Below are 12,615 nucleotides of genomic sequence, written 5' to 3' on the forward strand. Positions count from 1 at the left end.
ACGTTATAGGAAATCTGCCAAAGTCCATACAAACATTTAGGAGAATTAAATGGAGCGTAAATACGAGGAAATCAGAGAGTACAACGAAGAGGAGATTAAAGAAATACTAGAACGACAGGTGTTTGAAGAGCTGATTTTGGTATCGCTATCGGTGGCAATGTATCATCCCAATTGGAGGGCTGCTCAGAATCTGTGTTTGAAATTAGCCGAACATTCTCATCCTCATGTTAGAGCAAATGCAATACTGGGATTAGCTCATGTTGCACGAACCAAAGGAGAGCTTAATAAAAGAATAGTAAAGCCAGTGATATTACAAGAATTGAAGAATAACGAAGAACATAGAGGGACAATTATAGATGCAATAAGTGACATAAATCATTTTTTAGAATGGAACTTGGCTAGAAAGCATGATTTGTAGGAGATTCATAGAAGTGGCTGACATCCTATAACATAATATTCACGCATCGGACATTCGTTCTTGGTCCGGCATTCACCAGACATCCAGCATACGCTGGGCCGTGAATACAGGAACGTTATACGACAGAATCAAAAACAATAGAAAAGAGGATCATATGATCCTCTAAATGCTAGAGCTTTGCAATTCACAAAAGAGTTGTAGAGCGTCTTTGAAACCTTGTATATAGATATTTCTTTCTAAGATGGATTGAAGAGAAATTTGAGCGTCTTCGTAAAGAAAAACCGTATGTTGAAGTTGATCAGGTAAAGCATCACGAAGTGTTTTAAAGTATTGATCTGCCTCCGTAGAAAGCTGATTGTATTGCGTATGAAATTCCACAAGCTCAGTATAGAGTAATTCTAAACGTATTCTTATTAGTAATTCTGTTAACGATTCTACTGTATTAATCATATGTTGTTCCTCCTTTAGTTAACTTTATAAAGTTATTACATAACCCCTTGAGGTTAATTACAAGGTGAATACTTGACTTTGTAGAGTTAAAAATTTGCTTTCTGTTGATGATTGCTAATATGAAAGATAAGATAGAATTATGGAGGGGAAAAGATGAACGTAATCAAATGCAATATACGAGAACTCATGGCAGAACATCGAATAGATGATATAACCGAATTAATGGTGAGATCAGGCTTAAGTCGTAACTCAATCAACAAGTTATATAGAGAGACGAATATAGAAACAACAAAATTAGAAACACTATTCAAGTTGTGTGATACGTTTAATTGTAAGTTGTCTGATTTGATCGAATATGTACCAGAAGAAAATAAATAGTGAGAGACGTTTCGAGAAGAGGTTTCGTCGTATAACATAATATTCGAGTAGCGGCTCCTAACGGGCCTTGGTCTGTGAGATGGATTTCGTAGAGGAATTTCTGCAGACAACCCCTGTGGGGTTCATGAATACAGAAACGTTATAGGAAACTTCTGCAAAAGCAAAAAATAAACACACTAAAGGAAGGTCACTATGACTAGATTATTTAACCTTCTAAAACCTTGGATCGAAGAACAAACTGATATCTATGTAAGTGAATTGTATAAAGAGTTATCAAGCTTCACCTTCTTAAGGATAAGAAAGTCAAAATTATCGCAAGAAGAATTGACTGCGATGAAGTTTTATTTCAATTACTAGAAGAACCTGAAAAGTATGCTCAAGTCCATCTGACTTGGGCTGGAAAAGCTGAATAAGATGTGAAATGGCCAAGGACAGAAATATATGATTCATTAGAAGAATGGATAAGTACAAGAATGATGATAGATAACAGTGAATATGAAGCTGACTAAGTAATGAAAATAATGAAAATATCATAAATGCGGAATCAAAGTAGCCAGAAGCATAATATAACATAATATCCAAGCTACTGGCCATACGGCCCTTGGTCCGGCAGGAGATGAGGACGAGGGAGCGAAATCAGCCGGACACATCCGACTATGTCGAACGTCATGAATACGAGAACGTTATATGTAATTGAGGCAAGTGAATATAATAATTTTCAGAACCTTAGCTTTATAAACATGGATGATCGTTCTCATCTTTAAATTAAGAGGGTGTGTATAATGAATGAAACAGGTGGAAGTTATGTGACATACACGAAACAACACGAAGAAATAGTTAACAGTGGTGCTATAGCCATTAATGAATTTTTGAATAATGCTAATTTTATTGAGAAACGGAGCTTGTTGTTTTGTTTAGATAGATATCTAGATCCTTACTATGGATATAACTTAACTTACTTCGATGAAATTATTATAGTATTGGAGATGCATTTGTTCATCGATCATAACAAGGAAGTTAAAGAAGATATTTTTCAACTAATTACTGAATATTCGAGGGATTCGTTGGATTATTTAGCAGACAATATAGAAGAAATTAATTCTGAACTACTTCCAGATGCGATTTATGCTTTAGGTTTAACCTTTAACAAGAAATATTTATCGTTATTAAATAATTATGAAAACCACAAAAACGAAAGGATACGAATAATAGCTAAAGAAGCTATTGAAACAATTAAATCTACAAATAGTGGGAGTATTACGTAGAAGGACCTGAATGTGTATAACAACGTATTTACGCGGCGCTCCTAACAGCCCTTGGTCTGCAGATTCTTTTCGAGGAAGTGGATTCAGCAGATAACCCCTTCGAGTTTCGTGAATACAGGAACTTTAGGTGAAAGATCGGCAGTACCTTAAAAACATAAAATGAAAGAGGAACAAGTATGACATTGATAGGACTTATAAGACATGGAGTAACAGATTGGAATTATGAATACAGGGCACAGGGACAAGTCGATATACCTTTGAATGATGAGGGACGAAGACAAGCTGAACTACTATCTAAGAGAATGGAGAACGAGGAGTGGGATTATATTTATTCAAGTGACTTATCAAGAGCACTCGAAACAGCAGAAATGATAGGAAGGATTAAGAATGTTGAAGTGATAACTGACCCACGATTAAGAGAAATGAACTGCGGTCTTATTGAGGGAACAACTGAACAAGATAGAGTTAGTAAGTGGGGATACGGATGGTCCAAACTAGATCTTGGTATAGAATCAAACGCTGAGATAATCACAAGAGGAATGGAATGCCTAATGGACATTTCTGAAAGACACCCCGACAAAAAAATATTGATAATAAGTCATGGAGCACTAATTGGACTGACTTTAAAGAAACTAATTCCGCACATTGATACAGAAGAACAACTCCATAATACATCGGTAACAATTTTAAATAAAGACCCATTCAGATGGGATTGTCAATTATATAATTGTATTTCTCACTTAAACGTTGAATAGTATGAAAGCAAATCCGAAGACGGTTAATCAATCATCATTGTATTCACGCAGCGGGGCTATCACCCGTTGGTTGACACATGTATAATTATGGAGGAAGCTCAGTCAACAAACGCCCAAGCCTAAGATAAGAGTTATCTAAGGATTGGGCGTTTCGTGAATATCAAAACGTTAGGTGGTATACCGGAAACCATCTCTTTAAGAGGGTGAAGCCATGCAACCGGTCGATCGAACCCAGACCCTTGAAGTGGAAGTGCTTGAGAACGAATATTGGGACGAACCGAATTTTTGCATCCTCATCAGTGACCCAAGTACATCAATTAAGGAAAAAACCTTTGCTCCGTTGTCATCAAGAGAAATACCAGAGAAGCGGATTCATAATAAAGTGCAAACTAAAGAATATTTCTATTATGCGAAAGAGAGGATCAAATGAATTATCATTTTGGTTTTTCATGGAAGGGTCTGATCATCTTTTTATTGCCAATGATACCAAATATATTTTATTTTTTAATTCCTGCGTCAGATATATCAGGAAACCATGCAAATAGCCATTTGATTTTAGATGTTTTGGAGCACGGAAGTCAGGCGATATTTTTCTTTCTTCTGATATTTGTTGTAAGAAAACAAGCATCTGAAATGAGGTGTCCGTATATAATTGGTATGGCAATAATGTTGATTTTTTATTATGGGCTATGGATATTGTATTTTACAGGCAACGCAAACTCGATTGTTTTTTTGGGGATGGCCGTTCTCCCGGTAGTATATTTTATATTAGCTGAGATTGGGCTTCAAAATTATCTGGCAATTATACCAACAGTACTTTTTGGTATTGTGCATGTCATTAATACATATTTGACTATTGCGAATTAAAGGGAGGACAACAATCCTTTTAAATTTTGATTGTGCGTTCAGCATGTATTCTATATCAAGGATTATGTCCCGAATTGTGAGGCGGAAACGGATTTGATAGGAGCAAAAGAGAGAACCAAAAGATAAAACACGTAAAGACATATTAAATACATAAAACACACAAGACATATAAGGATGTGGAATCGAAGAAAAAGGGGCAGCGTATAACCACGCATTTTTGCATCGTCGCTGATGCTCGTCGGTCTTCAAGAGGGATTTCGGAGAAGTGGAATCAGGAGACACATCTGTACCAACTAACTATATCGTGGCTGTCCCTTGGTGGGACGTCGTGGATACAGGAATGTTAGGTGAAACCGATGCATTTGCGATAAAGATAATAAAGGAAGTGAGTCATTTGGAGTATTCTGATTTGTTCAATGTAAAGAATATTTATCTCGATCAAATATATGAATCTGAGGAGAACACCCTTAGATTACTCTTCAGTCGAAGTAGAACTAGTGAGACTCCTGAAACGGTTACAATTGGGAAAATTGAAATTAAAGATACATATTCAATTGATGTAGATGAAACATTACCTTTATTACAGCTTGATTTTGAATTTTACATTGGATATTCAATTCGAAATGAAAGTTACACTTCATGGGATGATTATGAAGAATTTGAGGGTAAGATCTTTAGGATTTACAGTAAATCTAGATACTTGGACTTTATTAAAGTAGGAACATTTGCTTCTGAAGATTATCCAGGTCCATTCAAGCATTATGGCATCGCATGTCTTAACCATATCGTGGATGTTGTATCCGTTTCTGAACCAATTATTAAGGAGGTTCATCGAACTAAATAAAATTATTGAACACGGAAACGTTAGGTGAAATAAGACTTACAGATAAAGGAGAAAAATATGAGTGAGTTTACTGCGGGAAATCTCACAATTACGAAGTATTGTTGTTTACTCAAGAAGAGTCATACTCAACATAACATATATTCAAGCATCGGCTCTTTCGGAGCCTTGGGCTGGGGTGGATTTTGAAGAGGGATTTAACCAGACAACCCTTGGGGTTCATGAATGCAGGAACGTTAACTGAAATCATCCAGGAGTAATTGCATAAAGATATGCAAATTAAGGAAGGGGATAAATTGAATGATATTGAATTTGGAACTAGCGGATAGGTTAGAAAGATCTGAAATTAATTATATGGTTGATCGAATGACTGCAATTAGAGAACGAGAAGGAAATCCTGAGGGAATTGAAATTAAACGATTCGCAGAGAGTACGGCATTTTATAGTAAAACTATGCCCTGGGGTCTATTTAATAATGTAAAGGGCAGAATTTCCGAAAATGTCATTGAAGATATCTTAAACTTTTATAATGAGCGGGAGCGAAATTGTGAGATTCAAGTCATCCCCGGTAAGATAGATCAAAAAGTAATGAAAACGCTCCATAATAAAGGCTTTTATCAAACAGGATTTCATACAACGCTTTTTTGTGAACCTGGGAATCTAAACTCATATGATAATCAGAAGCTGGACATTCGTGAACTACACGAAGATGAGTTCGATACATATGCAGAAATTCATTGTTTAGGTACAGGATTATCTCTTGATGGGAAAGAACACGTAGCTGCAAATAACCGAGCATTGTTTTCCCGTCCGGGATGGCACTATTATCTGGGGTTGGATCAGGGGAAGCCAGTTGCAGTAGCTGTGATGTATATAGAGGACAATGTTGCTTCATTAACATTTGCGACAACACTGCCGGAATATCGAAATAAAGGATTTCAAACAAATCTATTACATAGACGAATTCATGATAGCTACAAAAATTGTAATCTTGTTGTTAGTCAGTGCTCATATGGCTCGCAAAGCCACCGGAATATGGAAAGAGTAGGTATGAGAATCGGATATACCCGGGCAACGTGGACTAGGGATTAATTGTGATAGGGAGATCAAGCCGGAATCGCCTAACATGATATTCAAGCAGCGGTCCTTCAGCCCTGGCCTGCGGATGGATTTCGAAGAGGGATTTCAGCAGAAAACCTCTGTGGGTTCATGAACACGGAAACAACTGAAATACCAGTAAAGATCGTTAAAGACCATTGAAATCTTTTATAACTAATATTAGTTGAGGTGAGAGACTTGAAATATTTTTATGGGTTGTTATCCATTCTGGGAATAATAATTCCTTACATGGAGTTTATTCCTTGGATTAGTGAGAACGGATTTAATCTGAAGACCCTATTATATGAAGCAACAATGAATCGAATTAGTGCATTTGCTTGGTTGGATATAATAATCTCAGCAGTTGTTTTAATTGGGTTTATTTTATATGAAGGAAAGCGAACTGGCGTAAAGCATAAGTGGATACCGATCATTGGAACATTAACAGTTGGAGTTTCATTTGGATTGCCTTTATTCTTATTATTGTGTGAAATTCAAATGGAAAAAATGAAAGATAGTTAATCATTTTACATTATAATTTACCTGTTTTCCAATAAGCAAATCGGAAGGAAGAATGGTTTTACGAGAAATCTGGAAAAACGTTGAACACATAAAAGGAGGAATTTCGATGCAATTTAAATTGTATACGGATGTGCATGAGTTTTACAGAGACACTTATGAAGTGCTGATGCGTCATGAGGCACAAAATATGATTCCTCTTGGTAATATCATAATCGGACATGAAGGAAAAGACAAAACAGATTGGCGTGACCCTGTAAATTGGCTTATGGTAACTATTTCGGATGCTACAGGCATACAACTTACCGCATTAATGACACCCCCACACAATGTTACACTTTATGCAACAGACAACGTAATTAACCCAGAGGCTATAAGCTGTTTGATAGAAGGGCTACAGGGCCATGAAATTCCAGGTGTGACAACTGAAAAAAACTTGGCAGAGTATTTTGCCAAAGAATACACCTTGCGCAAGGGAATCGCTTTTGAAACAACCATGAGCCAACGTATATATGAACTTACAGCAGTAAACCCATACATCCAAAAAATTGGTAGAGTTCGATTGCTAAATGAGAAAGATATTCACTTTTTCCCATACTGGGCTGAAGCATTTTCTGCAGCGGCGAGTTATGGCAGAACAGAAATGTCTATCCCGCAAGATCCAGAGCCTTACCTCTACAGAATAGCATCGAAAAAACTCTATATTTTAGAGGACGACAACGGGATCCCCGTTTCTTTGGCAGGATATACAAGGGAAATGGAGACGGCTATTGGTGTGGCATTCGTATATACCCCTCCATATGAGCGTAAAAAGGGTTACGCTACTTCAATTGTGGCGCAAATAAGCCAACTTGCATTGGATAAAAGATTTACTAAATGCGTCTTATATACAGACTTAGCAAATTCCACTTCAAATAAGATCTATCAAAAGATAGGCTATAAACCAATTTGTGATTCGCTTCAGCTCAAATTTGAATATTAGAACCTTGTGGATCCTTGGTCTAGCCAAAACCGAAGAAAATGAAGAACAAGTATAAAGAAGAAAGATAATAAAACTTAATTGAAGGTGATAATTATGAAAGAATGGGACTACAGAAAGCCTTGGTTTCATGGCTCGCCAATGCTCTTAAATGAACTACTAGTCGGAAGCACAATAACTCAGGATCGAGAGTTAGCAAGAATCTTTTCACACAAACCTTCAATTGTTGCTTTTGATGAGAATGGCACAAGACTTCATAATGGTAAGTTATGTGGATACATTTACGTAATAGATGAGGAAATTACAAGTGAGGATGTATACCCACATCCAGCAACTACAATGAATCCTGGTGAAGAATGGCTCATAAATAGAGGATTAAAAGTACGAAAGATAGATGAAACAAAAACAAGAGCGGAAGAACTACTTTCAGAGGAAGAGGAGGTAGAACTATTGAAAAAGCAATAAACATATAGCGAATGGCTTGTTCGTAGAAGATGGCGCTGTGTATAACATCATATTCACGCATCGTTACATCCGGCTCTCGGTCCGGAAGGGGGCATTTCGGGGAAGTGGGGACGCCGCGGACAACCCTGCACTAGCTAAGGTCCTTTGACCAGGGGCATTTGCCGTTTAAGCCAGTGAAAGTTTGTGAATCCAGGAACGTTAGCAGAATTCAGGGGAATGCCTAATTAAAATATAAAGATTAGATAAACTATTAGTTAAGGATGGGGATTTCAATGAGTAGATTGTTACTAACCTCATGTGGTTTTTATACTGATAATATTAAAAATCAATTTCTGGAGTTTATTGATGGAGAAATTTCTCAATTAAAGGTCTCCATTATTACAACAGCATCCCCTTCAAAAGAAACGAATAGATATGCACAAAGAGCATTGCAAGAGTTTAAGGACATGGGATTTCAGCATATCAATTTTGTAGATATTGAATTTGATGATCCGCAAATTCTCTTACATAAAGATGTTATATATATCAATGGTGGAAATCCATTTACATTATTGTATTACGCTAAGAAAAGTGGTGCTGATGAAATTATCAGAACACTGGCCGCACAGAATGTAATTATAGTTGGAGTAAGTGCAGGAACGTTATTACTGGGGCCGAATATTAACATTGTGGATTTCTTTACTCCACAGATGAACACAATGAATTTAACGGATCTTAAGGCATTAGGTGTAACCGACAAGCTTATTTTTCCTCACTATAATCGAGAGGATTTATTTAAAGATATTACTAATAAAACAATTGAAGAGAGAATAGTAGAGTTTGAATCCCATGAGAACTGTAAGGTGACAAGGCTTAAAGATGAAGAATATATCTCAATTTTAATAAACCAAGCACATTGAAAGTCGTAAATTCATTGAAAGTTGCTCGAAAACGTTATACGAAATTCCAAAAAGTGCGGAGGAAAATATGAAAGAAGACAACCATTCAATCAGTGTTCAGAATTATAAAGATTTTATTGATGGATTAGTCGAAATTCGGCCTGGAGTATTATCAAGATGGGTATTGTCTACTGGGTGGCCAAAGACAGAAGAGAATATAAAAGTTAATGCATTTATTGGTTCGCTGTCTGAAGAACAAAAACAATTACTTGCACAAATCATTCAACAATCACGAGATGGTGGTATACATGACGTTTTGGTTTACTTAAATGATGAAATAAACCTTAATGGAATGAAATTGATAAAAAATGACGTTGAATTAGCAAAGGAACCTTTTGATTCAGAGATGTATTTCGACTGGGTATGTAGAAGAGAAGGAGATCCTTGGCCGGATTCGGAGAAATAGTGACGCTTCGTATAACATTATATTCACGCTTCGGAAGCTGGCGCAGCCTTAAGTCGGTGAGTCGTCGTAAATACAACAACGTTAGCTGAAAGAAGTTCTTATTTTAGGAGGAGTCTATATGATATTAGAAAAAGTTATAAATAAAATTACCATACAAAGTGAATATAAGGATTTGGTTGATAAGTATGTGGATCATATCCTTAACGAATTCAAAGATAAGATTCATAGCATTTATATGTGTGGCTCGATTCCCAAAGGAACGGCTCAACCTTTTAAGTCAGATGCAGACTTTACTATTGTATGTGCAAATCCCCAAGACATTGATTACGAAAGATTGTCAAATATCAAAGACAGGCTTTTGGAAGAATATCCATTCGTCACTAAGATGGATACGATCATTTGCTCGATTGATGATGTATTAAGTAGACCGAACGATTGGGGTTTTTGGGTTAAGATCATTTGTGTTTGCATATATGGGGAGGATATTGGTGAGAAAGTAGCACCGATCATAATTTCTCCACAATTTATTTTAGACTTAAATATAGAGACCAAGGAAGAAGTAGATCGTGTACGGCGTTCACTTTCTACTGCTAGTGATCACTCAATGAAAACTAGATATATTAAAGGTTACTCTAAGAGATTAATTCGTGCATTATACTCTTTGGTTTTAGAAGATACAGGGGTATGGGAAGATGAAATCATTAAGATGAAGGATGCCATATTAAACTATTGCTCGATTGACGGCGCCTTAGTTGAGTATCTGTACGCTTGTTACTTGGATAGCGATGTATCTGTTGAAGAGTTTCTGGGAATTGCAGATCAAGTGTATCGCTATTTTGAGAATGCCTTAAATACAATAGCTGCTTCCAGAAATTCAATTGGCTAACAGCATATTGACGCTCGTAGTCACTCTGACAAGCGATCCAGCCCCTAAGCCCGTCGGGGACATCACTGGCAAGATTGAAAGGAGAAAACATGATACTTGGGTTGTATGAAGCACATTTACCAGTGAGTAACTTACATCAATCGATCGAATTTTATTCTAAATTAGGATTAGAGCTGGCCTGGAGAGATGAAGATACAGCGTTCTTCTGGATTGAAAAAGAAAAGAGTTGGGTCGGTCTATGGCAAGGCGAAGAGTATCTCACTTCTTATCATCCATCATTAAGGCATATAGCATTTCGAGTTAGTTATGAAGATCTTAGAGACAGTGTGAAATGGCTTCAAACTATTGAAATAGAGCCTGTCCCATTTGGAAAAAGAGATTCAATAAATCCATTTGTAAGGCCTAATCAGGGGAATGCTTCAGTCTACTTCGATGATCCAGATGGAAATAGTTTAGAATTAATGTGTTTTGTAAGTGTCCCTGAAAACTTAAAGAATATATCCAATAAATTATCAATTGAGGAATGGGAAGATCTTTTGAAAGTTAAGAACTAAGAATGTATTCGGATATCAAAAAGAAGTATCAGCATCAGATAACATAATATTCACGCTGCGGCTCCTTCGGAGTCTTGGTCTGCCAGATGAAAGCGTTTCAGAAGACGCATTCAACTACGTTGAACGTATGAATACAGAAACGTTAGGCGAAATAATTGCTAGTGGAAGGAGATTTAAATGCATATTAGAGGAGTAATTCTTGAGGGGGACTCAAATGCCGGGAAGACTTCAGTATTAAAAGCAATTAAACGATATCAATCACAAGGAGATTCATCAGAACGGAGCGTAGTTATTCTTGGAGAACATTATTCTCAAATTTTGAATAATAAACATGGAGAATATGTGAGTCTAACGAGAGAAGAACACATTGAGTTACTTAAAGAGAGAGTTGAAATGCTAAAGAAACTTAACGATTGGGCAATTCAACTAGGTCCTGCATCTAGAGGATCAAGGGGACTATTTTATGTTCTGGAGAGGTTTCACTTAAATCATCGAGCTGCATTTGCAGATTCGGATTTGGATGAGATAAATAAAATAGAAGAACAGCTTGAGTCTTTAAACGCCAGGTGTATTTTGCTCACAATCTCGCCCGAAGTTGTAGAAGAAAGAATTAAAAGTAGACAACCTGAAGAATGGATCTATAAAACAGAAGAAGAAGTAAGATCGTCGGTAAGTGAATTATTAAAAATCCAAAATGTTTTAAGACATCAAGCTCAAATTTCAAGAGTGCCAACAATCGAAATCAATACAGACGGTAAGGATTGGGATGCGTATGTAAAGGTAATTATGGAGGGGAACGACATTGCCTAACCGATTGTTCAAGCATTGTCGCTATTGCCCCGCACAAAACGTAAAACTAAACCAGAAGGAGTAATCATTTGATTATTATGATTAATGGGTCATTTGGATCCGGGAAGACCTCGACTTCTCAAAAGCTGCAGCCTCTAATACCTAACAGTATGATTTATGATCCGGAAGAAATTGGATATATGTTGAGAAAAATCTTAACAGAAGAGATCTACTTTGAAGAGGAACGAACGGATGATTTTCAGGATATAGCACTATGGAGAATACTTGTAGTACAGACAGCTCAAGAATTAATGAATAGGTATAAGAAACATCTTATTGTTCCAATGACCATTTATAAGTCCGAAAATTTCAATTACATATTAAATGGATTTAGAAGTATCGATCGAGATACTTTTCATTTTTGCCTCTTAGCATCTGAAGAGACGATCAAAAAACGAATTGAAAAACGTGGAGACAAATTTGATTTTTGGTATCAGGAGCAAACAAATGCGGGTGTACTTGCATTCAAAGATATTAAATTTCAAGAACATATTGACACAGATAATAAAGAAACAGAAGAAGTTATAAGAATTATTTTAAGAAAGATTTCTAAAATCAATTTGTAAGTAATCAACGAAATGACTGACTCCACATAACACAATGTTCATGCATCGGGCTACCCTTGCTTCGGCAGAAGTTAGAGGTGAATTAAAAGAGATAAATTCAACAGAAGAAATTGGAATTGGAATGATCCGAACACATGAAATTCAAAAGAAATCAGTTAAAATCAAAATTAATATGAGGTGCGTAATGGATCCTAAGATTATTCAAACCGCAAAAGAGATAGCAATAAGAGTTATTCGAGAAGCAGGTCTAATCTCTAAGGAGAAGTTTGATAACTTTGTTGAACTGAGATCTACAGACTCATCCGTCCGACTAGCCGCATCGCGGTCGCTCCAATTGATCGCTTAAGTCGGTGGGAGGGTCATGGATACAAGAACGTTAGC

General features: G+C 36.5%; 18 protein-coding genes. 17 read left to right on the forward strand and 1 reads right to left on the reverse strand.

Going from position 1 to position 12,615, the window contains the following annotated elements; translation table 11 throughout:
- Nucleotides 1–49 precede the first annotated feature (49 nt).
- Nucleotides 50–418 (forward strand): hypothetical protein, encoded by a 369-nt coding sequence (locus tag V6669_RS12040; RefSeq protein WP_338593931.1) that lies wholly within the window; start codon nucleotides 50–52, stop codon nucleotides 416–418.
- A 162-nt stretch (nucleotides 419–580) separates the two neighbouring features.
- Here V6669_RS12040 and V6669_RS12045 read toward each other — a convergent pair whose 3' ends face one another.
- The gene (locus tag V6669_RS12045) at nucleotides 581–868 is read right to left on the reverse strand and encodes a DUF6809 family protein (RefSeq protein ID WP_338593933.1); all 288 of its coding nucleotides are present in this window, start codon (nucleotides 866–868) and stop codon (nucleotides 581–583) included.
- 153 nt (nucleotides 869–1,021) lie between these two features.
- Here V6669_RS12045 and V6669_RS12050 point away from each other — a divergent pair, with 153 nt between their 5' ends.
- The 16 genes from V6669_RS12050 (at nucleotide 1,022) to V6669_RS12125 (ending at nucleotide 12,234) form a co-directional block, all read left to right on the forward strand.
- A complete protein-coding gene (locus tag V6669_RS12050; RefSeq protein ID WP_018883096.1) occupies nucleotides 1,022–1,246 on the forward strand; it encodes a helix-turn-helix transcriptional regulator in 225 nt (74 codons plus the stop codon).
- Between the two features lie 782 nt (nucleotides 1,247–2,028).
- Nucleotides 2,029–2,511, forward strand: a complete 483-nt coding sequence (locus V6669_RS12055; RefSeq protein ID WP_338593937.1) for a hypothetical protein — start codon at nucleotides 2,029–2,031, stop codon at nucleotides 2,509–2,511.
- Nucleotides 2,512–2,687: 176 nt separating this feature from the next.
- A complete protein-coding gene (locus V6669_RS12060) occupies nucleotides 2,688–3,266 on the forward strand; it encodes a histidine phosphatase family protein (protein WP_338593938.1) in 579 nt (192 codons plus the stop codon).
- A gap of 211 nt (nucleotides 3,267–3,477) precedes the next feature.
- Nucleotides 3,478–3,696 (forward strand): hypothetical protein, encoded by a 219-nt coding sequence (locus V6669_RS12065; RefSeq protein WP_338593940.1) that lies wholly within the window; start codon nucleotides 3,478–3,480, stop codon nucleotides 3,694–3,696.
- A complete protein-coding gene (locus V6669_RS12070) occupies nucleotides 3,693–4,133 on the forward strand; it encodes a hypothetical protein (RefSeq protein WP_338593941.1) in 441 nt (146 codons plus the stop codon). The genes V6669_RS12065 and V6669_RS12070 overlap by 4 nt, the downstream gene beginning before the upstream one ends.
- 394 nt (nucleotides 4,134–4,527) lie before the next feature.
- Complete coding sequence (locus tag V6669_RS12075) at nucleotides 4,528–4,977, forward strand: hypothetical protein (RefSeq protein ID WP_338594911.1); 450 nt, start codon at nucleotides 4,528–4,530, stop codon at nucleotides 4,975–4,977.
- Between the two features lie 297 nt (nucleotides 4,978–5,274).
- Nucleotides 5,275–6,066, forward strand: a complete 792-nt coding sequence (locus V6669_RS12080; protein WP_338593942.1) for a GNAT family N-acetyltransferase — start codon at nucleotides 5,275–5,277, stop codon at nucleotides 6,064–6,066.
- A gap of 204 nt (nucleotides 6,067–6,270) precedes the next feature.
- Entirely contained in the window at nucleotides 6,271–6,594 is a 324-nt protein-coding gene (locus V6669_RS12085) for a DUF2834 domain-containing protein (RefSeq protein ID WP_338593944.1), read from the forward strand.
- 106 nt (nucleotides 6,595–6,700) lie between these two features.
- Nucleotides 6,701–7,573, forward strand: a complete 873-nt coding sequence (locus V6669_RS12090) for a GNAT family N-acetyltransferase (protein WP_338593946.1) — start codon at nucleotides 6,701–6,703, stop codon at nucleotides 7,571–7,573.
- A 93-nt stretch (nucleotides 7,574–7,666) separates the two neighbouring features.
- On the forward strand, nucleotides 7,667–8,035 hold the full coding sequence (locus V6669_RS12095) for a hypothetical protein (protein ID WP_338593948.1): 369 nt from the start codon (nucleotides 7,667–7,669) through the stop codon (nucleotides 8,033–8,035).
- Between the two features lie 272 nt (nucleotides 8,036–8,307).
- The gene (locus tag V6669_RS12100) at nucleotides 8,308–8,934 is read left to right on the forward strand and encodes a Type 1 glutamine amidotransferase-like domain-containing protein (RefSeq protein WP_338593950.1); all 627 of its coding nucleotides are present in this window, start codon (nucleotides 8,308–8,310) and stop codon (nucleotides 8,932–8,934) included.
- A 67-nt stretch (nucleotides 8,935–9,001) separates the two neighbouring features.
- Nucleotides 9,002–9,379 (forward strand): DUF6547 family protein, encoded by a 378-nt coding sequence (locus V6669_RS12105; protein ID WP_338593952.1) that lies wholly within the window; start codon nucleotides 9,002–9,004, stop codon nucleotides 9,377–9,379.
- Between the two features lie 118 nt (nucleotides 9,380–9,497).
- On the forward strand, nucleotides 9,498–10,265 hold the full coding sequence (locus V6669_RS12110; protein WP_338593953.1) for a nucleotidyltransferase domain-containing protein: 768 nt from the start codon (nucleotides 9,498–9,500) through the stop codon (nucleotides 10,263–10,265).
- A gap of 89 nt (nucleotides 10,266–10,354) precedes the next feature.
- On the forward strand, nucleotides 10,355–10,819 hold the full coding sequence (locus tag V6669_RS12115; RefSeq protein WP_338593955.1) for a VOC family protein: 465 nt from the start codon (nucleotides 10,355–10,357) through the stop codon (nucleotides 10,817–10,819).
- A 177-nt stretch (nucleotides 10,820–10,996) separates the two neighbouring features.
- Nucleotides 10,997–11,629 (forward strand): hypothetical protein, encoded by a 633-nt coding sequence (locus V6669_RS12120; RefSeq protein WP_338593958.1) that lies wholly within the window; start codon nucleotides 10,997–10,999, stop codon nucleotides 11,627–11,629.
- Nucleotides 11,630–11,706: 77 nt separating this feature from the next.
- Nucleotides 11,707–12,234 (forward strand): AAA family ATPase, encoded by a 528-nt coding sequence (locus tag V6669_RS12125; RefSeq protein WP_338594913.1) that lies wholly within the window; start codon nucleotides 11,707–11,709, stop codon nucleotides 12,232–12,234.
- Nucleotides 12,235–12,615 lie beyond the last annotated feature (381 nt).

Origin of the sequence: Paenibacillus sp. Y5S-9, assembly GCF_036894235.1 — a bacterium.
Taxonomy (GTDB): Bacteria; Bacillota; Bacilli; order Paenibacillales; family Paenibacillaceae; genus Paenibacillus.

Coding starts and splice junctions, on each gene's coding strand:
- V6669_RS12040 (WP_338593931.1), top strand. CDS start 50: ATGGAGCGTAAATACGAGGAAATCAGAGAGTACAACGAAGAGGAGATT.
- V6669_RS12045 (WP_338593933.1), bottom strand. CDS start 868: ATGATTAATACAGTAGAATCGTTAACAGAATTACTAATAAGAATACGT.
- V6669_RS12050 (WP_018883096.1), top strand. CDS start 1,022: ATGAACGTAATCAAATGCAATATACGAGAACTCATGGCAGAACATCGA.
- V6669_RS12055 (WP_338593937.1), top strand. CDS start 2,029: ATGAATGAAACAGGTGGAAGTTATGTGACATACACGAAACAACACGAA.
- V6669_RS12060 (WP_338593938.1), top strand. CDS start 2,688: ATGACATTGATAGGACTTATAAGACATGGAGTAACAGATTGGAATTAT.
- V6669_RS12065 (WP_338593940.1), top strand. CDS start 3,478: ATGCAACCGGTCGATCGAACCCAGACCCTTGAAGTGGAAGTGCTTGAG.
- V6669_RS12070 (WP_338593941.1), top strand. CDS start 3,693: ATGAATTATCATTTTGGTTTTTCATGGAAGGGTCTGATCATCTTTTTA.
- V6669_RS12080 (WP_338593942.1), top strand. CDS start 5,275: ATGATATTGAATTTGGAACTAGCGGATAGGTTAGAAAGATCTGAAATT.
- V6669_RS12090 (WP_338593946.1), top strand. CDS start 6,701: ATGCAATTTAAATTGTATACGGATGTGCATGAGTTTTACAGAGACACT.
- V6669_RS12095 (WP_338593948.1), top strand. CDS start 7,667: ATGAAAGAATGGGACTACAGAAAGCCTTGGTTTCATGGCTCGCCAATG.
- V6669_RS12100 (WP_338593950.1), top strand. CDS start 8,308: ATGAGTAGATTGTTACTAACCTCATGTGGTTTTTATACTGATAATATT.
- V6669_RS12105 (WP_338593952.1), top strand. CDS start 9,002: ATGAAAGAAGACAACCATTCAATCAGTGTTCAGAATTATAAAGATTTT.
- V6669_RS12110 (WP_338593953.1), top strand. CDS start 9,498: ATGATATTAGAAAAAGTTATAAATAAAATTACCATACAAAGTGAATAT.
- V6669_RS12115 (WP_338593955.1), top strand. CDS start 10,355: ATGATACTTGGGTTGTATGAAGCACATTTACCAGTGAGTAACTTACAT.
- V6669_RS12120 (WP_338593958.1), top strand. CDS start 10,997: ATGCATATTAGAGGAGTAATTCTTGAGGGGGACTCAAATGCCGGGAAG.
- V6669_RS12125 (WP_338594913.1), top strand. CDS start 11,707: ATGATTAATGGGTCATTTGGATCCGGGAAGACCTCGACTTCTCAAAAG.